Origin of the sequence: Paraburkholderia sp. (genome assembly GCF_050742655.1) — a bacterium.
Lineage (GTDB): Bacteria > Pseudomonadota > Gammaproteobacteria > Burkholderiales > Burkholderiaceae > Paraburkholderia.
Window position 1 is genome coordinate 92343 of record NZ_JBOIGG010000014.1, and the last position, 23364, is coordinate 115706.

19 protein-coding genes are annotated in these 23364 nt (G+C 61.3%); 2 read left to right on the plus strand and 17 right to left on the minus strand.

Features of this window, described 5'->3' with window-relative positions:
- Nucleotides 1-45 precede the first annotated feature (45 nt).
- From ACREXZ_RS19980 to ACREXZ_RS20005, 6 genes are all read right to left on the minus strand, one after another.
- Nucleotides 46-1152 (minus strand): quaternary amine ABC transporter ATP-binding protein, encoded by a 1107-nt coding sequence (locus ACREXZ_RS19980; protein ID WP_431765843.1) that lies wholly within the window; start codon nucleotides 1150-1152, stop codon nucleotides 46-48.
- Nucleotides 1152-2186, minus strand: coding sequence for an ABC transporter permease (locus ACREXZ_RS19985; protein WP_431765844.1), 1035 nt, complete (start codon nucleotides 2184-2186; stop codon nucleotides 1152-1154). Before ACREXZ_RS19985 ends, ACREXZ_RS19980 begins: the two co-directional genes overlap by 1 nt.
- Before the next feature lie 125 nt (nucleotides 2187-2311).
- Nucleotides 2312-3280: an ABC transporter substrate-binding protein gene (locus ACREXZ_RS19990; RefSeq protein WP_431765845.1), complete on the minus strand. Its 969-nt coding sequence runs from the start codon at nucleotides 3278-3280 to the stop codon at nucleotides 2312-2314.
- 94 nt (nucleotides 3281-3374) lie between these two features.
- The gene (locus ACREXZ_RS19995; RefSeq protein WP_431765846.1) at nucleotides 3375-5006 is read right to left on the minus strand and encodes a GMC family oxidoreductase; all 1632 of its coding nucleotides are present in this window, start codon (nucleotides 5004-5006) and stop codon (nucleotides 3375-3377) included.
- A 109-nt stretch (nucleotides 5007-5115) separates the two neighbouring features.
- The gene (locus tag ACREXZ_RS20000; protein WP_431765847.1) at nucleotides 5116-6138 is read right to left on the minus strand and encodes a flavin reductase; all 1023 of its coding nucleotides are present in this window, start codon (nucleotides 6136-6138) and stop codon (nucleotides 5116-5118) included.
- A gap of 51 nt (nucleotides 6139-6189) precedes the next feature.
- The gene (locus tag ACREXZ_RS20005) at nucleotides 6190-7518 is read right to left on the minus strand and encodes an LLM class flavin-dependent oxidoreductase (RefSeq protein WP_431765848.1); all 1329 of its coding nucleotides are present in this window, start codon (nucleotides 7516-7518) and stop codon (nucleotides 6190-6192) included.
- Nucleotides 7519-7919: 401 nt separating this feature from the next.
- Between ACREXZ_RS20005 and ACREXZ_RS20010 the strand changes: the two genes are divergently transcribed.
- The gene (locus ACREXZ_RS20010; protein WP_431765849.1) at nucleotides 7920-8492 is read left to right on the plus strand and encodes a helix-turn-helix domain-containing protein; all 573 of its coding nucleotides are present in this window, start codon (nucleotides 7920-7922) and stop codon (nucleotides 8490-8492) included.
- Between the two features lie 7 nt (nucleotides 8493-8499).
- Nucleotides 8500-9024: a GNAT family N-acetyltransferase gene (locus ACREXZ_RS20015; RefSeq protein WP_431765850.1), complete on the plus strand. Its 525-nt coding sequence runs from the start codon at nucleotides 8500-8502 to the stop codon at nucleotides 9022-9024.
- Between the two features lie 31 nt (nucleotides 9025-9055).
- Here ACREXZ_RS20015 and ACREXZ_RS20020 read toward each other — a convergent pair whose 3' ends face one another.
- The 11 genes from ACREXZ_RS20020 to ACREXZ_RS20070 form a co-directional block, all read right to left on the minus strand.
- The gene (locus ACREXZ_RS20020; protein WP_431765851.1) at nucleotides 9056-10438 is read right to left on the minus strand and encodes an amino acid permease; all 1383 of its coding nucleotides are present in this window, start codon (nucleotides 10436-10438) and stop codon (nucleotides 9056-9058) included.
- 193 nt (nucleotides 10439-10631) lie between these two features.
- Nucleotides 10632-12356: a ubiquinone-dependent pyruvate dehydrogenase gene (gene poxB, locus ACREXZ_RS20025; protein ID WP_431765852.1), complete on the minus strand. Its 1725-nt coding sequence runs from the start codon at nucleotides 12354-12356 to the stop codon at nucleotides 10632-10634.
- Between the two features lie 118 nt (nucleotides 12357-12474).
- On the minus strand, nucleotides 12475-13308 hold the full coding sequence (locus tag ACREXZ_RS20030) for a M55 family metallopeptidase (protein ID WP_431765853.1): 834 nt from the start codon (nucleotides 13306-13308) through the stop codon (nucleotides 12475-12477).
- On the minus strand, nucleotides 13305-14402 hold the full coding sequence (locus tag ACREXZ_RS20035) for a P1 family peptidase (RefSeq protein WP_431765854.1): 1098 nt from the start codon (nucleotides 14400-14402) through the stop codon (nucleotides 13305-13307). Before ACREXZ_RS20035 ends, ACREXZ_RS20030 begins: the two co-directional genes overlap by 4 nt.
- Nucleotides 14399-15304: a glutathione ABC transporter permease GsiD gene (gene gsiD, locus ACREXZ_RS20040; protein WP_431765855.1), complete on the minus strand. Its 906-nt coding sequence runs from the start codon at nucleotides 15302-15304 to the stop codon at nucleotides 14399-14401. The genes ACREXZ_RS20035 and gsiD overlap by 4 nt, the downstream gene beginning before the upstream one ends.
- A 7-nt stretch (nucleotides 15305-15311) precedes the next feature.
- Complete coding sequence (gsiC, locus tag ACREXZ_RS20045; RefSeq protein ID WP_431765856.1) at nucleotides 15312-16232, minus strand: glutathione ABC transporter permease GsiC; 921 nt, start codon at nucleotides 16230-16232, stop codon at nucleotides 15312-15314.
- A 90-nt stretch (nucleotides 16233-16322) separates the two neighbouring features.
- The gene (gene gsiB / locus ACREXZ_RS20050) at nucleotides 16323-17885 is read right to left on the minus strand and encodes a glutathione ABC transporter substrate-binding protein GsiB (RefSeq protein ID WP_431765857.1); all 1563 of its coding nucleotides are present in this window, start codon (nucleotides 17883-17885) and stop codon (nucleotides 16323-16325) included.
- 69 nt (nucleotides 17886-17954) lie between these two features.
- On the minus strand, nucleotides 17955-19877 hold the full coding sequence (locus tag ACREXZ_RS20055; RefSeq protein WP_431765858.1) for a dipeptide ABC transporter ATP-binding protein: 1923 nt from the start codon (nucleotides 19875-19877) through the stop codon (nucleotides 17955-17957).
- Between the two features lie 76 nt (nucleotides 19878-19953).
- Complete coding sequence (locus tag ACREXZ_RS20060; protein WP_431765859.1) at nucleotides 19954-20943, minus strand: isoaspartyl peptidase/L-asparaginase family protein; 990 nt, start codon at nucleotides 20941-20943, stop codon at nucleotides 19954-19956.
- Complete coding sequence (locus ACREXZ_RS20065; RefSeq protein WP_431765860.1) at nucleotides 20940-21914, minus strand: MurR/RpiR family transcriptional regulator; 975 nt, start codon at nucleotides 21912-21914, stop codon at nucleotides 20940-20942. The genes ACREXZ_RS20060 and ACREXZ_RS20065 overlap by 4 nt, the downstream gene beginning before the upstream one ends.
- Before the next feature lie 164 nt (nucleotides 21915-22078).
- Nucleotides 22079-23317 (minus strand): MFS transporter, encoded by a 1239-nt coding sequence (locus tag ACREXZ_RS20070; protein ID WP_431765861.1) that lies wholly within the window; start codon nucleotides 23315-23317, stop codon nucleotides 22079-22081.
- Nucleotides 23318-23364 lie beyond the last annotated feature (47 nt).

A 23364-nucleotide genomic window follows, 5' to 3' on the forward strand; every position in this document is an offset into this window, starting at 1 on the left:
CAGGACGAGCGAAAACGTATCCACGAAACGAGTTCAGTCCAACATTCACGCGGCCGCTGATTGGACTACCGTGTCCGACTGGGACAGCACCTTGCGCCCGTCTTCACTCTGCCTCTGACCGCGCAGGTTTCGCGGCACGATTGCACGTATCACATCTCGCATGTCAAGCGTGCCGACAACGATGTCCCCGTTGGTGACCCGGAACGTCCTGTCTGGGTTGCCCTGCGCTTTCACCATCGCAGCTTCCAGCGTCTCACTCCCTTCTATAGAGTCGACTGACTGCATCGGCGCAGGCGTATCGCGATTCATAATTGACTCAACCCTGAGTACGCGTGCCCGGTTTATATCGTTAACAAACCTTTCGATGTACTCGTCGACCGGACTCAGAATGATGCTTTGAGGCGCTCCTTGCTGAACGATCTTGCCATCCTTGAGGATCACAATGTGGTCCGCAATCTTCAGCGCCTCCTCAAGATCATGTGTAATAAAAACCATTGTTTTGAAAAGCTCGCGCTGAAGTTCGATCAGCAGATCCTGCATGTCCGATCGCGTCAACGGGTCGAGAGCAGAGAATGCTTCGTCCATGAGTAGCACACCCGCGTCCGATGTCAATGCCCGTGCAATACCAACCCGCTGCTGCATCCCACCCGAAAGCTGGTGCGGATATCGACTCTCAAAGCCGGATAGACCCAGACGGTCGATCCAGCGCCGTGCGTCTTTCTGTATGGCCTCTTTGCTCTGACCGCAAACCTTCTTGGCGAGCCCAACATTTTCAAGAACAGTGAGGTGCGGCATCAATGCGAAATTCTGGAACACCATCGACACACTCGATCGCCTGAATTCCAGCAACGCCCGTCCGGACAACCTCGTGATATCCCTGCCGTCCATGAGAATCTGCCCGGCCGTGGGAACAATCAGGCCGTTTAAATGACGGATAAGCGTAGACTTCCCTGAGCCTGAAAGGCCCATGATCACTGTGATCTCCCCAGAACGCATGTCGACGTTGATGTCATGCAGGCCTATCACGTGCCCATGTTTCTCGAGCAATTCAGATTTACTGACGCCATCCCGAACCAGAGGCATCATTGACCTGGCGTTTGGTCCGAAAATCTTGAAGCACTCCCGGACGGAGATCTTGATGTCACTGCTCACTAGCGTTCTCCTTGAGTGTGCACACTGAGGCGTGACATCGACGCTTTAGTAACGCGATCGAAAAGTATCGCTAAAAACACGATTGAAAGACCCGCCACCAGTCCGACACCGAGCTCAAGATTATTGATGCCTCGTAGCACCATCACACCCAACCCGGGCGCCGAGACTAGCGAGGCAATCACCACCATGGACAACGACATCATGATGGTCTGATTTACGCCGGCCATGACGCTGGGAAGCGCAAGTGGCAGCTCAACGCCAACCAGCTTCTGGTACCAGCTCATCCCAAACGCGGATGCGGCTTCACCAACATTGCCGTCCACCTGTCGAATACCGAGGTCCGTCAGTCTTATCATGGGAACGATCGCGTAAAGGATGATGGCGATCCCGTAGAGTTTGGGTTCCGTTACGCTAAAGAGGAAGATCAGGGGAATGAGATAGACGAACGAAGGTAGCGTCTGAAGCATATCTAACACCGGCAACATGCTGCTTTTCAGCTTGTCGCTTTTTGACATGGCAATTCCGACTGGCATGCCCACAATGATGCAAATTACCGTACACGTGAACACTATTGCTGTTGTCTGCAGCGCGTAATGGAGGTAATCGACCAGTCCGAGGCAAAAAAGGATTCCGGCGGCCAGTGCCGTTATCTTCTTCGAGCGCGAAAGCCCGTACGTTACGAGCAGGAGTGCGAGTGTAATGACCCACCATGGAACAACGTCCACCACATGCAGCGACAGGTTGAGCATCCAGGACAGGGGTTGGGTAAGCGGATCGAGAACCAGCTTTAACGCATGTCGGATGTGCAGGAAGCCTTGCTCAATGCCCGACGTGAAATCTCGGGTCCTCGGGATTGCGGGACAGTCCGCATTCAATGCGTCCAGCGAAGGAAACGGGACATTCCATCCGCTCGTGTCTTTTGAAGTGGCGGATTTCGCAATAAGTTGGGCGAGCGACACAGGTCCTGCCTGGGCGTTGGCGTCGCACCACTGCCGCAGTCCCGGCGCACCAAAAAAAGCGTTGTAGATGTTCATGGAATTCAATCCTCGCTTCCAGATTCTCTTTGGTCACGTGGCCGCCTCGAAGCAGCGGGGCGCAACGAAAGCGATGCAAGGGCGACAGGCTGAACATGCATGCCCGAGCGCCCTTTGATATGACGTTACTTGATCACTGCGCTGAGTTTGGTAAGCGCGTCGGGCGACAGCCAACTCTTCCAGAGATCTTTGTAGTGCGTCAAAAAATATGCCGCAGTCTCATCCGCCGTCGCCTTATTAGCTTCCTGCCACGCCAGCAGCTGACTCATCAGCGCGTTCGTGAATGAAACGTGGCTCATCAGGCTCACGATGTCGGGATGGGCATCGTGGAACGGCTTGGACATCGTAGTGAGAACGGGCGCGGGAGGCCATCCTGTCTTGCCCGGCGAGGCACAGTCCAGACGAGCATTGCACTTCGCGACGTCTGGGACAACCGGGCCCATGTCCACACTGACCATCGGATACTTGCCAAGCAAAGCGGTAGGCGCCCAGTAGTAGCCGAACCAGGGCTTCTGATCTTTATAGGCAGAAGCCAAAGATGCCGCAAGCGTTTCTCCCGAACCGAAGCTGACCACTTTGACGCCATGTCCCTCGAGGTTGAACGCTTTGACGAGGTTATTGTTGGAAACGGTCGATCCCCAGCCAGGCGGGCCATTATTGAACTGCCCTCCGACCAGGTCCGGGTGTGCAAGGATGCCTGTCAGACTCTTCAACTCAGGATGCTTGTCCACGAGATATTTGGGCACCCACCAGCCGTCTTGCCCTCCGTCGGAAAGCACCTTTGCGACCGCGACAATCTTGCCCTGCTTCTCAAGCGTGTAGTAGACGTCTGCGACCGCCGGCCAGACCTCTGTCAAGATGTCCGGCTTACCGGTTTCTGCCAGTGAGGTCAAAGCCGGAACCGTCGATGTCGGAACCTTCTGTACCTTGCAACCGTATCCCTGTTCCATGAGAAAACTCGACACGGCTGTGACGACGGCTGCTGACGACCAGTTCATTTCCGTGATGGTCACGGAGCCACATTCCGCAGCCATCGTGGGAACCGGGATCGAACTGATCAGCAAAGCTGCGGAAATTGCGAGAAGCGATTTCATACAATGGGTCCCTATCCTATGTTCCGTTGTGTGGTTACTTTCTTCTACCTCGAGCCGCGGGTTAGTGCCGGGTGCTGCCATTCATCCAGTCTGCTCACGCGATACTGGTGAAAGTCTTCAGATGTCGAGCCTTGGTCCCGTAGCGTTCCTCCAGGATCATCTCAGCACCTTTCTCACCGATCACGAGGCTAATCGCGTTCAGGTTTCCGCTTGGGATCTGAGGGATGATTGACGAGTCGACCACTCGCAGACGATCTATGCCGATGACCTTGAGGTCCGGGGTGACAACCGCGTCTGCGTCAACACCCATCTTGCAAGTCCCGCAGGGATGAAAACTTCCACCCGCGTTTTCCCTGATGTACGCCAACCACTCGTCATCTGTCTGGACATCGTCGCCTGGCTTGCACTCACCCATGAAATACGGAGCGAAAGCCTTCGACCGCAGTGCCGACCTGGCGATTCGAGCACCCGCAATTAGCGTCTCGCGATCGTATGGATCGCCAAGCATATTGAACTGGATACTCGGTGACGCAAACGGGTCTGCGGACTTTAATCTCACATATCCGCGGCTCCTTGATCTGTTCACATTCGGTTGCAGGTTAACTGCCGCCTCCTTCTCCATCCGAATGCCCTGATCGGTGTAACTCGAAGAGAACGCGGCAAAGTGATACTGGATGTCTGGATACTTGAGCTCCGGTTGCGTCCGGATGAGACCTATGCCGCTGTACGAGAACGTGGCCTGGCCCGATCGCGACAGAACGAATCGCGCGCCATGCCTGATCATTCCAAGTGCGTTGAATTCCTGGTTTGCCGTGCGGACGTTAACGAACGCCTTGACCTGACAGGCCGGATGCTCCTGAAGATTGCGTCCAACAGCTGGGTTGCCAAAGATGACCCTGATCCCCGCATCAGCTAACTGATCAGTAGGTCCGATCCCCGAATGCATCAGTATTTTGGGAGAGTTGATTGCACTTGCACTCAGCACGACCTCTCCTGAGCAACGCTCGACGCACGTCCGTCCGTCGATGTCGAATTCAACTCCAACCGCCGTATTGTTTTCGATCAGAACCCGCCGTACGAGTGCACCCGTCAAGATCTTGAGATTTGCGCGACCTTTTGCTGGATCAAGATATCCTCGTGCCGCACTCCATCTGATGCCTCGATGCTGCGTCGAATGAAGAATCGCTACGCCTTCGGTTGGCTCGGCGTTGAACGACGCGTTTCTCGGGTAGCCAATCTCCTCCATTGCGTCGAGAAAAACATGGGTCAGCCTGGGCACGCCCTGAATCTCACTGACTACGATGGAGCCCGACTTCCCGTAGATATCGCTAACGCCATCCCGGTTGCACTCGACCTTCATGAAATAGGGGAGAAGTTCGTCGTAAGACCAACCTTTATTGCCGAGCGCCGCCCAATGATCATAGTCACCCCGATTACCACGGACGTACCACGTAGCATTAATTGAGCTGGACCCGCCCAGCACCCTGCCCCTTGGAACAATTTCCGTCCGGTTATTGCGAGTGGGGTCCGGCTCCGTCGGGAACATCCAATCGGTTTCAGGATTGTTCATCGCCTTCATCGCCAGGGCCGGTATCTTGATGGTGAAACGGCTATCGTCGCCTCCAGCTTCCAGAAGCAATACCTTATGACGGGGATCGACGCTCAGACGATCCGCCAGAACGCATCCCGCCGATCCCGCACCTATGATGATGAAATCCCAACTCATTGTTTCGTGCCTCTACCGGTAGCTGACCGAGCAAAAGGTTGCTACATCGTTAACGGATACGGGCAATGGCACACGCCGGACAACGCTTCCCGGTAGTGCGCCGGGCGATTCAGCCTCCGTCGACAGCCACCGTCGCATTCCCCTCCTGCTTTCTGGTTCGGCCGATCAACCGGCTTAGCGTGCGCATCACCACTGCGATCTCCGGCGATGGGACACCTTCCAGCTGGGCATCCTGAAACGCGATCCAGCGTTCCCTGATGGCTTCACGAAGAGCCAGCCCAGCCTCGGTCAGTTGCATGCCACCATTATCGGCACGAGTGAGCAGTGACTTCTTCGCAAGCTCCGAGACTGCGTCCTCGACATCTCGTTGTCCGAGGTACGTTTGACTGGCGATACCGTCTGCCTTTATGCCAGGGTAGCTACAAACACTTGCGAGCACCCTCGCGACGGCGACGCTAACACCTTCGGCACGCCGGTGTTCCTCAAACGCTTCTGAAAGCGAATGATGGGCATTAAAGATTTGTTGCAGCACATTGTTTGAGGGAGTATCGGGCCTTGCATCTGCGATAGCTTCCGGTTCAGCCGGCACGTCAGGATGCTCGCACGGTATGTTGTACTGTCCTTGACTGAAGATCAGAGGAATTCCTTCGAATCTTGCTAGCTGCTTCACATGGCCAATGAGAATCATATGATCACCGCCTTCATGTCGAGCGTCGACGCTGCACTCGAAATGGGCGATGCAACCGGCCAGGAGGGGCGATTCAAAGCGCCCAGCGGCCCATTCAACACTCTCGAATTTATCGACGACCTTGCTCGAAAAGTGCCTCGACAATTCGATCTGTTCAGACGAAAGAATGTTGACGGCGAAATACTTGCATGTTGAAAACGCAGGGAAGCTACGCGATTTCTTGTCGATCGACCACAGCAGAAGCGGCGGATCAAGCGACAGCGATGAGAAGGAATTGACCGTGACAGCCGAGCGATCCGCACCATCAGCGGTCGTCAGGATGGCAACGCCTGTTCCGTACTGACTCAAGCACCGACGGAACATACGCGGATCGTCAGCAGGGTTCCCCTGCTCTACCAGCAGGGCCGCGCTAAGAGTCCGTTGATCGGGTGACTGAACCATCATTTTCGACACTCTCGCAATAGGTTTTACCGAAGTGAAATCGCTTTTCGCCGTTCACGCATACATGCTGCGCGGCTCTCCCAGACCGAGATTCTGGCGCAAGGTTTGACCCTCGTATTCCTCACGGAATCTTCCACGTCGACGCAGTTCCGGGAGCACATGCTCGACAAAATCATTCAGCGCGTGAGGCAAGTGCGTCGGAGTGATGTTGAAGCCGTCAGCGGCTTTTGCATCCATCCACGCTTCCATGGCATCCGCAACGTCACTTCCCGTACCGATGACAGTCAAATGCTCCTGCGCCATCGCGATCCGTTTGTAAAGTTGCCGGATCGACAGCCCTTCTCGCTGGGCTGTCTCGTAGTACATGTTCGCGCTGCTACGCAAACCAACGTTTTCGAGGGGCGGCGCCGGTACAGGACCGTCCAGGTCCAGGTGCGACAAGTCTCCGAATGAGCGTTTCAGTATTGAAAGCCCAACGAGCGGATCAATGAGTTCTTCGAGTTTGCTATATTTTTCCTGGGCTTCTTCCCGCGTCCGACCAACGATTGGAGTCAGTCCGACCATCAGGAGGAGGTCATCCTCAGACCGCTGGCAAGACTCAAGACGGTTCTTGACGGATGAGTAGTAATCTTGTGCCGCCTTGATATTCTGCTGCGCAGCAAAGACGATGTCACAGTGCCTTGCAGCGATCTGCTGTCCCACTTCGGACGTCCCTGCCTGAACAAGAATCGGGCGTCCCTGCGGCGAGCGCCTGACACTAAGCGGGCCGCGCACTGAGAAGTGTTTTCCGACGTGACCAAGTACGTGCAGCTTCGACTCCTCGTAGAACACGCTTGATTCTTTGTTATGTAGAAAAGCGTCCGCGTCCCAGCTGTCCCAAAGGCCTGTCACCACGTCAACGAACTCCGCGGCCCGCTCATATCGGGTCTCGTAATCCAGGTGTTTAGCGCGATTGAAGTTCCAGGCCTCCTGTTCCGACCAGGACGTCACAACATTCCACCCGCAGCGTCCCGCGCTAATCTGATCGAGAGATCCATACTTTCGCGCGATATGGTATGGCTCGTTGTATGTCGTTGACGCGGTCGCCACCAGACCGATACGCTGAGTCTGGCCCGCGAGCGCCGAGAGAAGTGTAAGCGGCTCGAGCTCCACATTGTGACTGGAACGGCATAGCGAACCCTTGGGCACGTCGTCATAGCGGATCCCGATTCCATCCGCGAGGAAAAGAAGGTCGAACTTATTCTTCTCGGCTACTTTCGCGATGCTTAGATACGATTGAAACTGCGACGCGGCATCAGCAAGCAGTTCCGGGTGACGCCACGCGCCGAGGTGATATCCCAGATACCTCATCGACAGGCCAAGTTTCATCTGCTTCTTGCTCATCGGGTCCTCTGATTTTTCCGTTTCAATCGCCGCAAAAGGGAAGGTCGAACCCTCCCGCGCCACGTCGGTCGACCACCATGCTCCGTAACCGGCCCACTTCTCAGTTGTCCGCCCGCACGACACGTGTGTAAGCTGATTGCATCGTATGCGCGACGTAACTGGCCGTAAACGCAGGAAAATAAAAGGCCGTTGTAAAGCCTGGCTTATCAAGACACCTTGCAACGGGATAGACGCCGTCGCCGGACAACAACGTAGCCCGGTCGTCAGCCGGGCAGCGCAGGTATCTTCGGCTTTGTCGCATTCGATTCGATCGAGAAGCCTCTATAGCGCACTCCACCGAGGCTTGGGACAGCGTTTTGTCCATTTGACATGCATCCCATATAAGAGATATTTTCCCAGATATGGAAAATACCTCTTCCCCCGATTCGACATTCGACCGCCAGATCGCCCAACGCCTGAAAGGACTACGCAGCGAACGAGCCTGGTCGCTCGACGAACTCTCGTCGCGCAGCAGCGTCAGCCGCGCGACGCTGTCGCGGCTCGAAAACGCCGAGGTCAGCCCGACCGCGAACGTGCTCGGCAAGCTATGCACCGCATACGGTCTGACGATGTCACGCCTGATGCGTCTCGTTGAAGAGGACTTCGTGCCACTCGTGCGGCGTGCCTCGCAGCCGGTGTGGCGCGACCCCGAGCACGGCTTCCTGCGACGCTCGGTATCGCCGCCCGCGCAGACGCTAGCTGGCGAGGCGCTCGCGTGCGAACTCGCCGCGGGCACGCACATCGTGTACGAAGACACGCCGCGGCCGGGGCTAGAGCATCATCTCGTGCTCGTCGACGGGCGCCTGTCGGTCACCGTCGACGGCCGCTCGCACGACCTGCAGCCTGGCGACTGCCTGCGCTACCAGTTGTTCGGCGCAAGCGCATTCACGACGCCGTCCGACAGCGCGGCGCGCTATTTTCTGTTCATCGTGTGAGCCCGCCATGACCGCCGACATCTCGTCCTGCACCGCCGCCGATCTGTCCGCGCATCTGCGCGAGCTTGGCGAGTTGCTGCACGCCTGTGTGCATGCTGGCGCGAGCATCGGCTTCGTGCTGCCGTTCGTCGCACGCGACAGCGAAGCGTTCTGGACCGACGGTGTGCTGCCGGGCGTGCAGGCAGGCACACGCCTGCTGCTGGTCGCGCGGCAGGCGGGGCATATCGTGGGAGCGGTGCAACTGGATTACGACACGATGCCCAACCAGCGCCATCGCGCCGAAGTGCGCAAGCTGCTGGTGCATCCGGCGTTCCGGCGACGCGGTATCGCGCGGGCGTTGATGCATGAAGTGGAAAGCGCGGCGGCCAGGCTCGGCCGCACGCTACTCACGCTCGACACGCGCACCGGCGATGATGCCGAGCCGCTGTACGCGTCGCTCGGCTACCAGACGGCGGGCGTCATTCCGGGCTATTGCCGCGATACGGTAGAAGACCGTCTCGATTCGACAACGGTCATGTACCGGACGCTTTAAGCGCGACGATGCATCGCGCGAAGGCCAGCGATTACCGGCCGTCCACGCGCACCAGCGCATGTGCCGCTTGCCGCTGCTTCACCAGGTAACCGACCCACATCACGATCAACCACACCGGCACGAGCCACACCGACACCGAGAGGCCAGGCGTCATCGCGAGAATCACAAGCACCATCGCCATGAACGCGAGGCACACCCAGTTCGCGAACGGGAACCACAGCGAGCGGAACACCAGCGTTTCGCCGGCCGCAACCATCGCCTTGCGCGACTTCAGATGCGTGAGGCTGATCAGCGCCCAGTTCAGCACGAGCGCCGCGACGACGAGCGCCATCAGCACGCCAAGCGCCTGCGCGGGAATCAGGTAGTTGACGATCACGCACGTGAACGTCGCGAGCGCCGACAGGCCGATCGCCATGTACGGCACACCGCGCCGGTCCACCTTCATCAGCGCGCGCGGCGCATTGCCCTGCTCCGCGAGGCCGTACAACATCCGGCTGTTCGCATACACGCCGCTGTTGTACACCGACAGCGCAGCCGTCAGCACGACGACGTTCAACACGTTCGCAGTGAGCGTCGACCCGATCTGCGAGAAGATCATCACGAACGGGCTGCCGCCCGCCGCGACCTTGCTCCACGGATACAGCGACAGCAGCACGACCAGCGAGAAGATATAGAACACGAGAATCCGGTAGATCACCTGATTCACCGCCTTCGGAATGCTCCGTTGCGGCTCGTCGGCTTCGGCCGCGGTGATGCCGATCAGCTCGAGGCCGCCGAACGAGAACATGATCACGGCAAGCATCATGAAGAGCCCGTGAAAACCGTGCGGAAAGAACCCGCCGTCGCGCCACAGGTTCGTGATCGATGCCTGCGGGCCGCCGTTACCCGTCACGAGCAGCCAACCGCCGAACAGGATCATCCCGATCACGGCCACCACCTTGATGATCGCGAACCAGAACTCGGTTTCGCCGTAGGCCTTTACGTTCGCGAGGTTGATCGCATTGATGACGGCAAAGCACACCAGCGCCGACACCCACGCGGGCACGCCGGGCCACCAGTAGTGGACATAGGTGCCGACCGCGGTCAGTTCGGCCATGCTGACAAGCACGTACAGCACCCAGTAGTTCCAGCCCGACAGAAAGCCCGGGAAGTCACCCCAGTACTTGTACGCGAAGTGACTGAACGAACCAGCGACCGGCTCTTGCGCGACCATCTCGCCGAGCTGCCGCATGATCAGGAACGCGATCACACCGCCGATCGCGTAGCCGAGGATCATCGAAGGACCGGCGGCCTGCAGCACGCTCGCGGAACCGAGGAACAGACCGGTGCCGATCGCGCCGCCCAGCGCGATCAACTGGATGTGACGGTTTTTGAGCCCGCGCTTCAGGCCCTCTTGCTGCCGTGGATTATTCAAGCTGCGCCCCAGTGTATGGATGTCGACGGCCGGCGCGCACGCTTGTCTCCGTGATGCGTGCCGGCAAAGGCGACGATTGTACTGCGCACCAGCGCAGTGCACTCATGCCGGTCGATACGATTTCCAGCCACAGGGCATCTGGAACGCGCGGAAGTTCGGCGAGAGTCGGGGCCGCCGAACCGCTCCGCCACCGCTACCGCAGATTCGTCGTCGCGAGCTCGACGACTTCGTCGCCGCGGCCGTTCAGCACCGCGCGCAGCATGTACAGGCTGAAGCCCTTCGCCTGCGCCCACTCGATCTTCGGCGGCAGCGCGAGTTCGTGCTTCGACGTGACGACGTCGATCACCGCCGGCCCCGGATGGGCGAACGCGCTGCGCAACGCATCGGCGAGGTCTTCCGATTCGGTCACGCGCACGCCGTAGATGCCCGCGCCCTTCGCGATCGCCGCGAAGTCGGTGGTGGCGAGATCGGTGCCGGTATCGAGGTAGCCGCCCGCCTTCATCTCCATCGCGACGAAGCCGAGCACGCTGTTGTTGAAGACGACGACCTTGATCGGTAGATCGAGCTGGCGCGCGGTGAGCAGATCGCCGAGCAGCATCGACAGACCGCCGTCGCCCGACAGCGACACCACCTGCCGTCCCGGCGCCGCGGCCTGCGCGCCGAGCGCCTGCGGCATCGCGTTCGCCATCGACCCGTGATTGAACGAGCCGTGCAGCGAACGCTTGCCGTTCATCGTCAGATAGCGCGCGGCCCATAGCGTCGGCGTGCCGACGTCAGCGGTGAACACGGCATCCTCGTTCGCGATCTGGTCGACGAGGCTCGTCAGATACTGCGGATGAATCGGCCGGCCCGGATCGGACGGCCGCGCAAGATCGTCGAGCCCCTTGCGCGCCGCCGCGTAGTGCTTGAGCGCGCGATCGATGAAATGCCGCCCGTCCTTGCGTGTGAGCTTCGGCTGCAGCGCCTGCAGCGTTGCGCGCACGTCGCCGACGAGCCCCAGCTTGAGCGGCGCGCGCTTTCCAAGCGCCTTGCCGCGCCGGTCGATCTGCACGATGTTGGCGTGCGGCGGATAGAAGTTGCGATACGGGAAATCGGTACCGAGCATCACCAGCGTGTCGCACGACATCATCGCGTGATAGCCGGAGCTGAAGCCGATCAGCCCGGTCATGCCGACGTCGTACGGGTTGTCCCATTCGACGAACTGTTTGCCGCGCAGCGCATGCACGGTGGGCGCACCGAGCGTGTCGGCGAGCGCGACCACTTCGTCGTGCGCGCCTTCGCAGCCGCTGCCGCACAGCAGCGTGACGGCGTCCGAGCCGTTCAGCAAATCGGCGAGCCGGTCGATGTCCTCAGCGGCCGGTGTCAGGACCGGCGCGCCCGCCAGCGCGGACCATGCGGGCGTCTCATCCGGCGCATCTCCGAGTGCGACGTCGCCGGGCAGCACGATCACCGCGACGCCGCGATCGACGATCGCGGTGCGCATCGCGGTCGCGAGCACACGAGGAAACTGCGATGGGTTCGTCACCAGCTCGACGTAATGGGAGCACTCCTTGAACAACTCCTGCGGATGCGTCTCCTGGAAGTAGCCGAGCCCGATCTCCGACGACGGAATATGCGCGGCAATAGCCAGCACCGGCACGTGATTGCGATGGCAGTCGAACAGTCCGTTGATCAGATGCAGGTTGCCCGGCCCGCAGCTACCCGCGCAGACCGCGAGCTTGCCGGTCGCGGCGGCATCGGCGCCTGCCGCGAACGCGGCGACTTCCTCGTGACGCGTATGCATCCAGCGAATCGAACCGAGTCGGTGCAAGCTGTCCGACAGGCCGTTCAGGCTGTCACCCGTCACCCCCCAGATTCGTTCGACGCCGGCCGCCGCGAGCGTTCGGGCCAGAAAATCCGCGATTGTTTGCTTGCTCATGCTGTACTCCGCTCAGTGGGCTAATCAGTGAGAAAGACAGTGCCGCTGGAATGCCAGAGAGTACCGCTTCCTCGCGAAACGTGTCACCGCACGGCGCAGCGTTCGACGCAGATTCGAGCTAGCGCAACATGAACGACATCGCCGACAGGCAGTTCAGCGTACGCACCACGTATTCCGTCGACTCCGCGTGAAAGCTCAACGTAACCGCGTCGACACGTGTAAGCGTCGGCCACTGGCAGAACAGATCGGCAAGCGCGCTGGTCTGCACGCGCAGTTCGCATTCGGCCGGCTTCGCTTCAGCACGGGTAGATTCCTGCGCGCCCCCGGTGGCGAGATGTTGCTGAACCACTTCGCGTGCTGCGATTTCGATGGCAGCGCGAGCGCTCGCCGGCGATTGCGTGACGCCGCTCGTTTGCCCCGTCGCGCTCTTGGTGATCACAAAGCGCGCACGCGGAAAACGCTGCGCGGTTTCTTCGGCGAAGATGTCGTCACCCGATAAAAGCCCTATCTGTGCCCCATATTCTTCCGCAAGCGCACCGTACACACCAGCCTCGCCCACTTCCATGCCGTTCAGCAATACGCGCGCGAAGGCAAAGCTGTTGATGGTGTGCGCGAGAATGCCGCGCGTCTGGGACATCGCGTGATAGCCGATCATGAAGACCAGTGCCGCGCCGTATTCGAGCCCGGCCATCATGCCGAGCGTGCGCGGTTTGCCGAGTACGATCTGAGCGCGTGCATCGAGTAGATCGGGCAGCAGATTGCGAAACCCGCCGTGAGAATCATTGACCCACACCTGCGTTGCGCCGCCGGCGAATGCACCTTCGATCGCAGCGTTGGCTTCGAGCGTCATCCACCGGCGCGCCGCTTCATATTCGCCGTTACCCGCGCGTGTTTGCTCGGGATGAAACACACCGGCAATGCCTTCGATGTCGGCAGAAATGAGGACTTTCATGAACGAGTGGATTCAAGTAGTTGGGCGAGATCGGGCACGCTGTCGCGTAGCGATAACCGTCGATGGCCATCGCGCCCCGTCACGGATACAGCGCTCCACAGGACATCGAGAATCGCCTGCTCGACGCTGTCCGCACAGGCGGCAAAGAGCGGGTCAAGACACCGGTCGGCAAGCAACGGTGGCAGCGTGATGAAATCGGCTTCATGCGGTACGGTGTAGGCCGTCGAAAACGACAGTGCGATATCGCCACTGCCGTGTCCATAAACCGAGCCAGTGCGCGCGAGGCCCGCTGCCGCGCGCAATGAGAGACGCCTGAGTTGCCGCGCATCGAGTGGCGCGTCGGTGGCGGCGATCATGATGATCGAACCCTGCTCGGGTTTCGTTGGCGGAATCGTTGGTGAATTCGTTGATGAAATCGCGTGCGCCGCACGTTCGGCCAGTACACGTCCGAGCGGCATACCGTCGGCGGTCAGCATCGGCAGCCGGCCGAAGTTTGCCAGCACGAGCACGCCGACGGTGTACCCCTGGCCCATTACGCTCACCACGCGCGACGCATTGCCGATACCGCCTTTCAGATCGAAACACGACATGCCACGCCCCGCCCCGACCGATCCGCTCACCACATCGGCGTTTGCGGCTGCATAGGCGTCATCGAAATGCCGTTCGTCGATGGCCAGCGCCTGGATATCGTTCAGGTAGCCGTCATTGCATTCGAATACCAGAGGATTGACCGTCGACCACTCGCGTCCGATACGCGGATTCGCTCGAACGGCCGCGCGAATCTGCGCCTGCGCAAGTGCAGCGACACCGAACGTATTGGTCAGCGCGATTGGCGTTTCCAGCGTGCCGAGTTCCGCGACCTGCACGAGCCCGATGCTCTTGCCGAATCCATTGATCACCGACGCGGCCGCCGGCACCTTGTCGAGAAATGGATCGCCGCCATGCGGACGAATCACGGTCACGCCGGTCTGAACAGCACCTTGATCGAGCGTGCAGTGTCCGACAGTCACGCCCTGCACGTCGGCAATCGTATCGAGCGGACCGGCGGGCAATATGCCGACGTGCGGCGCACGCTGTGAAACGGTCGAACTCATGGCCGGTCGAGCTTCGGATCGAGTGCGTCGCGCAAACCATCGCCGAGCAGGTTGAACGCCAGTACGGTCACGAAAATCGCCAGACTCGGAAACAGCGCGATATGCGGCGCCGTGACCATATCTGCACGCGCTTCGTTGAGCATCGCGCCCCACTCGGGCGTGGGCGGTTGCGCGCCGAGTCCGAGAAACGACAGACTCGCCGCCGTGATGATCGACGTACCGATACGCATCGTGAAGTACACCACCACCGAAGAGATCGTCCCCGGCAAAATGTGGCGCACGATGATGGTCCAGTCCGACGCACCGATGCTGCGCGCCGCTTCGATATACGTGAGTTGCTTAAGCACGAGCGTATTGCCGCGCACGAGCCGCGCGAACGCCGGGATGCTGAAGATCGCCACCGCGCAGATCACGTTGATCATGCCGTTGCCGAGAATGGCCACCACGCCGATCGCCAGCAGAATGCCGGGAAAAGCAAACAGTACGTCGGCGACCCGCATCGTGATGCGATCCCACCAGCCCTCGTAGTAGCCGGCGAGCAAGCCGAAGAACGTGCCCACCACCGCGCCGATCGCTACGGACAGAAACCCTGCTTCGAGTGAAATGCGCGAACCCGCCAGAATGCGGCTGAAAATATCGCGGCCGAGCGAATCCACTCCGAACCAGTGTGCCGCGGAGGGGCCTGCGTTCAACGCATCGTAGTCGAAAAAATTCTCCGGATCGTACGGGACGAGATGCGGCGCAGCGACCGCGACGGCGATCAGCAGCAGCACGAAGATGCCGGCGCCGAGCGCCATGTGCTGCTTGCGGAACTTGCGCCAGAACTCGCTCCACGGTGTGCGGATCGCGCGTTCGACGGGAGCGGTGCCTGGCGCATTCGGCTCGGTGGCGGTCGTGCTCATGCGGGCCTCACTTGAAACGGATGGTCGGGTTGATCACGGCGTACAACACGTCCACGACCAGATTGATGATGATGAATTCGAGCGAGAACAGCAGCACTTCGGCCTGAATCACCGGATAGTCGCGCATCGACACGGCGTCCACCAGCAGGCGTCCGAGCCCCGGCCAGTTGAACACCACTTCGACCACGATCGAGCCGCCAAGCAGAAAACCGAATTGCAACCCCATCATCGTGACGACGGGAATCAGCGCATTGCGCAGGCAATGTTTGACGATCACGAGCCGCTCGGGTACGCCCTTCGCGCGCGCGGTACGCACGAAGTCTTCGTTCATCACTTCGACGAACGACGCGCGCGTGAAGCGCGCCATCACCGCCGCAACCGCCGCGCCGAGCGTGAGCGAAGGCAGAACGTAGCTCTGCCACGAACCATCGCCGACGACAGGCAGCCAGCCGAGCTTCACCGAGAAAATCTCCATCAGCAACATGCCGAGTGCGAACGCGGGAAACGAAATGCCCGACACCGCGAGCGTCATGCCGAGCCGATCGGGCCAGCGGTTGCGCCACACGGCCGAGACGATCCCGATACCCATGCCCAGCACCACCGCCCACACCATGCTGGCCAGCGTGAGCAGCAACGTCGGCACGAAACGCTCGCCGATTTCCTGGCTGACCGGCCGCTTGCTGCGTGTCGAGATACCAAAATCGCCGTGCGCGATCTTCACGAAGAAGCTGACGAACTGTTGCGGCATCGGCTTGTTCAGGCCCAGGTCGGCCCGCACCAGCGCAACCGTCGCCTCGTCCGCGTCGGGACCCGCGGCAAGCCGCGCCGGATCGCCCGGCAACAGATGCACGAACAGGAACACCAGCACAGCGACGATGAAAAGCGTCGGCAGCAGGCCAAAGAGACGTTTGACGAGGAAGTTCAGCATGACACCCAATCCGGCAATGATGCGGGCAATGAAAAGTCCTGTGCGGCGGCGAACGATTGAACTAGCACGCCGCCGCGCACGGTCCGTTCATCACTTGATCGCGATTTCGTCGAAGTTGAACGAACCGTCCGGCGCCACATAAGCACCCGACAGACGCTTGCTGCGCGCATACACGACCTTCTCCTTGACGAGGAAGATCCACGGCGCGTCGGCCCAGATGCGTTTTTGCGCGTCGGTGTAGAGCGCGGTCTTCTGCGCGCGGTCGGTCGTTTCGAGCGCCTGCTTCAGATCGCTGTCGACGGTGTCGTTTTTGTAGTACGCGGTATTGACCATCTTCGGCGGGAACGAGACGGACGCGAGCAGCGGCGTGATCGCCCAGTCGGCCTCGCCCGTCGACGACGACCAGCCCGAGTAGAACATCCGCACCGGTGCGGTCGCGGGATCCTGAGCGCTCTCCACGCGAGCAACGCGCTGCCCTGCTTCGAGCGCTTCGACCTGCGCCTTGACGCCGACCTGCGCGAGCTGCTGCTGCACGAACTGGATCACCTTCTGCGCGGTTGAGTAGTTATACGCGGACCACAGCGTGGTTTCGAAGCCGTTCGGATAGCCCGCCTCCTTCAGCAAAGCGCGCGCCTTTGCCGGGTCGTACGGCCACGGTCCGAGCTTCACTGCGTAGTCGACACCTTGCGGCACCACGCCGTCGGCTGGCGTTGCGTAACCGGCGAACACGACCTTGGTCAGCGCATCCTTGTTGATCGCGTAGTTCAGCGCCTCGCGCACCTTCAGATTGTCGAACGGCTTCTGGTTCATGTTCAGGCTGATATAGCGCTGAATGATCGACGACGACGCGATCAGGTCGACCTTCGGGCTCGTCTGCAGTTGCGCGGCCTGTTCGAACGGCACCTGAAACGCGAAGTCCGCTTCACCAGTGCGCATCAATGCGGCGCGCGTGTTGTTGTCGACCACCGGCTTCCAGTCGATCGCGTCGATCTTCGGGTAGCCCTTCTTCCAGTAGCCCGCGAACTTCTTCACCGTCAGGTCGCCCGCCGGATCCCATTTCACCAGTTCGAATGGCCCCGTCCCGACCGGATGGAATGCGATGTCCTTGCCGTACTTCTTCAGCGCGTCCGGTGAAATCATCACCGCCGACGGATGCGCCAGCACGTTGATGAACGCCGAGAACGGCGCCTTGAGTGTGATCTTCACCGTGTACGGATCCACCACTTCGGTCTTCTCGATGTGGTTGAACATGTTGTAGCGCTTGAGCTTGTTCGCCGGATCGGTCACGCGGTCGAAGTTGGCTTTCACCGCGGCGGCGTTGAAGTCAGTGCCGTCCTGGAACTTCACGCCGTGACGCAGCTTGAACGTATACACGCGCGCATCCGGGCTCGCTTCGTAGCTGTCGGCCAGCACGTTGATCAGCTTCATGTCCTTGTCGAACCCGAAGAGCCCTTGATAGAACGACTTGGCGACCGCTTGCGAGAGTGTGTCGTTGGCGTCGTACGGGTCGAGCGTCGTGAACGTCGACGCGACGGCCATCACGGCCGTGGTGTCGGCGTGCGCCGCATGGCCCGCGAGCATCGCGAACACCACCGCGCCGCCGCTGATCAGCGCGCGCAAACGAAACGGAGAAGACGGGACTGGCAGGTTCATGAGGTTAGCTCCAGGCTGCGAAATGAACAGGTCGTATTGCTGTAGGATGAGATGTGCTGCTTCGGGTCGCTAGTACGCCCCGCCGACGCGATGCCTGGCGACGAAATGATCTCGTCCGACCGCCACGAGCGGCGCGACGATCGGCTCGTCGTTCAACGCGCGGATCGGGCTCGGAATCTCGTCGGCGGCGAGCGTGCGTTTCGCGTGACGGCGTGCTGGATCGGCGACCGGCACCGCGCCCATCAGCTTGCGCGTGTATGGATGCTGCGGCGCTTCGAACACCGCGTGCCTCGGACCGATCTCGACGATCTGACCGAGATACATCACTGCGACGCGATGGCTGACGCGTTCGACCACGGCCATGTCGTGCGAAATGAAGAGGTACGCCACGCCGAGTTCGCGTTGCAGATCGAGCATCAGATTGACGATTTGTGCCTGCACGGAAACGTCGAGTGCGGAAACGGATTCGTCGGCGATCACGACTTTTGGATTCAGCGCCAGCGCACGCGCGATCGCAATCCGTTGCCGTTGACCGCCGGAGAATTCGTGCGGATAACGGCGCGCGGCTTCGGGCGGCAAGCCGACTTTCTCGAGCAGCCACGCCACGCGCGCCTGAGCTTGCTCGCCCCGTGCGACGCCGTGCACGAGCAGCGGCTCCATGATCGAGAAGCCAACCGTCAAACGCGGATTGAGCGACGCGAACGGGTCCTGGAAAATAAACTGGATATCGCGGCGCAGCGCCTGCAGCGCGGGGCCCGTTAACGAACTGATTTCGCGGCCGTTGAATTCGATCGAGCCGCCCTGACTTTCGACGAGGCGCAGCAGCGAGCGGCCAGTAGTCGATTTGCCGCAACCCGATTCGCCGACCAGCGCGAGTGTTTCGCCGGGCCGCAAATCGAAGCTGACTTTTTCGACTGCGTGCACACGGCCCGTCACGCGGCCGAACACACCGCTCCTGACTGGAAAACGCGTAACCAGATCGCGCACGCGCAAAATCGGCGGCGTGCTCTCTTCCACCGGCGGCTGTGGCTCCCGAGCGACGGCGACAGCAGGACGCACGGCTTCGTCTGCACCGCTCTGGCTCGCCTGCTCCACCGTGAGAATCGGAAACCTTGCCGGCCGATCGGTTCCTTGCATCGTGCCGAGCCGTGGCACGGCAGCGAGCAACGCTTTCGTATAAGGATGCGACGGCGCGGCGAAGAGCGCATCCGACACGCCCTCTTCCACCTTCTCGCCGCGATACATCACCAGCACACGGTCGGCCACTTCGGCGACCACCCCCATGTCGTGCGTGATGAAGATCACGCCCATGTTCATCTCGTCCTGCAGACCGCGAATCAGTTGCAGGATCTGCGCCTGGATTGTCACGTCGAGCGCGGTAGTCGGCTCGTCGGCGATCAGCAGCGACGGCTTGCAGGACAGCGCCATCGCGATCATCACGCGCTGGCGCATGCCGCCCGACAGTTGATGCGGATAACGCGCCGCCACCCGCCGTGACTCCGGAATGCGCACGAGGTCGAGCAGACGTAGCGTTTCGGCGGCCGCCGCGGAGCGGCTCTTGCCTTGATGCAGCGCGATCGCTTCGCTGATCTGATCGCCGACGGTGAAGACTGGATTGAGCGACGTCATCGGCTCCTGAAAAATCATCGCGATGTCGGCGCCGCGAATCGAACGCATCGTGCCGGACGACGCTTTCACGAGGTCGAGCACGCTGCCGTCGCGACGCCGGAATGCGATGCTGCCGCCGGCAAGGCGCCCACCGCCATGCTCGATCAGCCGCATCAACGCGAGCGAGGTCACCGATTTGCCCGAACCCGATTCGCCGACGATCGCTAGCGTCTCGCCACGCTCGACCGTCAGCGACAGATTGCGCACCGCGTTGAACGTGACGTCGCCGCTGCGGAATGCGACGGACAGACCGTCGACGGCAAGTACGCGTTGCGGCGGCAAGGTTTCGGTGAGCGAACCGGCAGTGTGCGATGAAGTCGGCACGGTGACTCCTTTGAACTCGAACAACTCGGGTAACGAAAATTCAGGCGCTGCTTCGTGCAGCGCGGGAGTACACGGACTAGCGGTAAATCGCAGTCACCGGTGTAACGCCCGGCCGCGCAAAACCGCGATACATGCCTTCAGTATTAAACGGCAGCGTGACGTTGCCGTGCGCGTCCACGGCGATCAAACCGCCGCGGCCGCCGATCCTGGGCAGGCGGTTCATCACCACGTCGTCGGCCGCTTCCTGCAGCGACACGTTGCGATAGGCCATCTGCGCGGCGACGTCGTACGCCGCGACCATCCGCATGAACATCTCGCCCGAGCCGGTAGTCGAGACCGCGCAGGTCGCGTCGTCCGCATAGCAGCCCGCACCGATCAGAGGCGTGTCGCCGACCCGGCCGACCTGCTTGTTTGTGACGCCGCCTGTCGACGTCGCAGCCGCAACGTGGCCGTGCAAATCGAGCGCGACTGCGCCGACGGTGCCGAACTTGCGGTTCGGATCGATCGGTTCGTGCGGCGTCGGATCGTCGTCGCTCGAAGGCGGCGCGGCGACGAGCGTGGCACCGTCGTGGTCGAGCATCGGGGGCCGATTGCGTGCGAGCAGCCACTGCCGATGACGACTCTCGGTATGGAAATATTCCAGCTCGACGAATTCGAACCCCTGCGCGGCGGCAAATGCTTCCGCTCCTTCACCGGTAAACAGCACATGTTCGCTGCGTTCGAGCACCCGACGTGCAACCAGAATCGGATTGCGCACGCGCTTGACGCAGCAGATCGCCCCGGCATCGAGCGTGCTCCCGTCCATGATCGCAGCGTCGAGTTCGTGTGTGCCGGCCGCCGTGTAGACCGCGCCATGACCTGCATTGAAAAGCGGACAGTCCTCGAGCAGACGCACGGCTTCGCTAACGGCGTCGATTGCGCTGCCGCCGTCGGCGAGCACGCGCTGGCCGGCGCTCAGCACGTCGTGCAGAGCGGCGTGGTACCCGGTTTCGGCGCTGGCCGACATCGATGCACGCAGGATGGTCCCTGCCCCGCCATGAATGGCAATAACTGCGTTGGAGTTCATCGTTTCGCTTTTTCAGTACGAGGGGTGCGAGCAGTTCGGGGCGCAGCGCGCCTGGCCCGCTGGCCCGTATCGGTGGCAGCGGCTTGCGGATCGACGAGCCACGGCAACAGGAATTCGCTAACTTCGGAGGCCGCTTTCACCGAGCGTTTCGATCGGTACGCCACCGCATCGCACAGCGCTTCGATCACGGCGAGCACGGCCGAATCGGCGTTCGCGGCGAGGCGCCGGTCGGTGCGGATATAGAGCGAGAGATTCGCGAATTGCGCGAGCGGCGAGCGCGGACTGTCGGTGAGCGCAAGCACGCGGGCACCCCGGCTTGCCGCGCGGCGCGCAAGTTCGATCGTGTCTTCGACATAGCGCGGAAACGCGAGACCGATGACCAGATCTTGCTCGTTCGAAGCGAACAGACGACGCGCCGCATGCGACGGCCCACCCATCAGTGCGAGCGACTGCACGTTGTCGTGATACGGCATCAGGCCATGTTCCATCAGGCCCGCGAGAAACGCGCTGGCCCCGTAGCCAAGCACGAAGACACGGCGCGCGGCGATGATCGCTTCGACGGCGGCCTCGGCAACCGCGCCGTCGACAGCGAGGCGTGTGGCGTGCAGATTGCTGGCGGCCTGCTCCAGCGACGCGTCGACGACATCGTCGCCGGCCGCCAGCGATTCCTGCGCGGTGCGCAGCCGCTCGACCGGTGCGAGTGTCGCCTCGAATCCGCGAACGAGCGCGTCACGAAACTGCGGATAGCCGTCGAAACCGAGCGCGCGTGCGAAGCGATTCGCCGTCGCCACCGATGCGCCGACCACGCTGGCCAGTTCGTCGATCCGCATGGTTGCCGCGCGAAACAGATTGGTCAGCACGTAGTCGCCCATACGCCGATGAATCGGCGTGAGGTTCGGCATGGCGGCCGCAATGCGCGCAGCGATGGCCTGCTCGGCGGAACTGGAAACAACGGGCGATTGATGAATCATGGGAGCGGGACGGTGCAGCAGTTGCCCTGGAAATTGATGAAATTATATTTACATATAAATCTCGCCAAAAAAAATTCATTTTCATTTTCGAGGGTTTCCACGGGTGAGACGAACGCGCATCGTTCGCCTCACATGCAAAGACCCGGCCGCCCGAAAGTCTGCTGTCAGAAGGCTGCGGCGCTGTGCTCCGGAATACGCGCAAGCCGCGCGGCGGGCGACATGACGATCACCACCGCCTGAATCACGAATCCGCCTGCCGCCGCAACGAGGCAAGCATCCATGCCGAGGTGGCCGCTGACCACCGCGCCGAGCAGCGCGCCGAGCGGCCGCGCACCGTACGTCGCCGTGCTGTTGATCGCCGACACGCGGCCCATCATCCCGGATGGCGTGATCGCCTGACGCAGCGTCGTCGAGCCGACGGTCCACAGGATCGGCCCGGCGCCGAGCATGAAGAAACTAAGCGCAGCGAGCCAGAACGATGGCACGGCAATCGTCCCGACCATGACCAGTGACGCGAGCAGGCCGCACGTCGGACCGATCGTCAGCATGCGGCCAAATGTAAGCCGCCGCGCGACGGCCGGCGCCGCGAGCGCGCCGCACACCATGCCGACGCCATACGCACCGAGCGTCATGCCGACCGACGACGCGGACAGCCCCAGCCGATGCACCGCGTACGGCACGTACATCGATTGCAGCGTGAAGAAGCCGATGTTGAAGAACACCGCGGTCGCGAGCATCGGACGCAGCAGCGCGTCGCGCAGCACGAAGCGCGCGCCGTCGCGCAACTCGAGCATGAAATGCCGCGGCACGATCTGCGCGCGTGCGGGTTCGCGCAGTCCGGCGAGCAGCGCAACTGCGAGCATCGACAGCGCGGCCGCGCAGCCATACGCCCAGCCCGCGCCGATCCAGCCGACCAGCAAGCCGCCCACCGCCGGCCCCGCCGAATACGCCACGCTGCGCGCGAGTTCGATACGTCCGTTGGCCGCCGCGAACGCTTCGCGCGGTACGAGTGAAGGCACGAGCGCGGGCGCCGCGACGCTGTACGCGACGGTGCCTGTCGCGCCGAGGAAACCGAGTGCCGCAAGCAACGGCAGCGACAGCGCGTGCGCAAAGATCAGCAGCAGCACCGCCAACATCGCGAGCACGCGCACGCTTTCGGCTACGGTCATCAACGTGCGGCGCGAACGGCGGTCGACCCACACGCCGAACGGAATCGACAGCAACAGGAACGGCAGCGTCTGCGCGGTCTGCAGCAGACCGGTCTCGCGCGCGGTCGCGCCCAGCGCGAATACCGCGACGAGCGGCGCGGCAGCGAGACCGATCTGTTCCGCCGACTGCGCGGCAAGATTCGACCACGCGAGCCGCCGGAACGCGGGCGGCAGGATCGGATGCGATGCGTTCATTCGATGACCTCCAGTGACGATGAGACCATCGTCACTGGATCGACGCG

Coding starts and splice junctions, on each gene's coding strand:
- ACREXZ_RS19985 (WP_431765844.1), bottom strand. CDS start 2,186: ATGAACATCTACAACGCTTTTTTTGGTGCGCCGGGACTGCGGCAGTGG.
- ACREXZ_RS19990 (WP_431765845.1), bottom strand. CDS start 3,280: ATGAAATCGCTTCTCGCAATTTCCGCAGCTTTGCTGATCAGTTCGATC.
- ACREXZ_RS19995 (WP_431765846.1), bottom strand. CDS start 5,006: ATGAGTTGGGATTTCATCATCATAGGTGCGGGATCGGCGGGATGCGTT.
- ACREXZ_RS20000 (WP_431765847.1), bottom strand. CDS start 6,138: ATGATGGTTCAGTCACCCGATCAACGGACTCTTAGCGCGGCCCTGCTG.
- ACREXZ_RS20005 (WP_431765848.1), bottom strand. CDS start 7,518: ATGAGCAAGAAGCAGATGAAACTTGGCCTGTCGATGAGGTATCTGGGA.
- ACREXZ_RS20010 (WP_431765849.1), top strand. CDS start 7,920: ATGGAAAATACCTCTTCCCCCGATTCGACATTCGACCGCCAGATCGCC.
- ACREXZ_RS20015 (WP_431765850.1), top strand. CDS start 8,500: ATGACCGCCGACATCTCGTCCTGCACCGCCGCCGATCTGTCCGCGCAT.
- poxB (WP_431765852.1), bottom strand. CDS start 12,356: ATGAGCAAGCAAACAATCGCGGATTTTCTGGCCCGAACGCTCGCGGCG.
- ACREXZ_RS20030 (WP_431765853.1), bottom strand. CDS start 13,308: ATGAAAGTCCTCATTTCTGCCGACATCGAAGGCATTGCCGGTGTGTTT.
- ACREXZ_RS20035 (WP_431765854.1), bottom strand. CDS start 14,402: ATGAGTTCGACCGTTTCACAGCGTGCGCCGCACGTCGGCATATTGCCC.
- gsiD (WP_431765855.1), bottom strand. CDS start 15,304: ATGAGCACGACCGCCACCGAGCCGAATGCGCCAGGCACCGCTCCCGTC.
- gsiC (WP_431765856.1), bottom strand. CDS start 16,232: ATGCTGAACTTCCTCGTCAAACGTCTCTTTGGCCTGCTGCCGACGCTT.
- gsiB (WP_431765857.1), bottom strand. CDS start 17,885: ATGAACCTGCCAGTCCCGTCTTCTCCGTTTCGTTTGCGCGCGCTGATC.
- ACREXZ_RS20060 (WP_431765859.1), bottom strand. CDS start 20,943: ATGAACTCCAACGCAGTTATTGCCATTCATGGCGGGGCAGGGACCATC.
- ACREXZ_RS20065 (WP_431765860.1), bottom strand. CDS start 21,914: ATGATTCATCAATCGCCCGTTGTTTCCAGTTCCGCCGAGCAGGCCATC.
- ACREXZ_RS20070 (WP_431765861.1), bottom strand. CDS start 23,317: ATGAACGCATCGCATCCGATCCTGCCGCCCGCGTTCCGGCGGCTCGCG.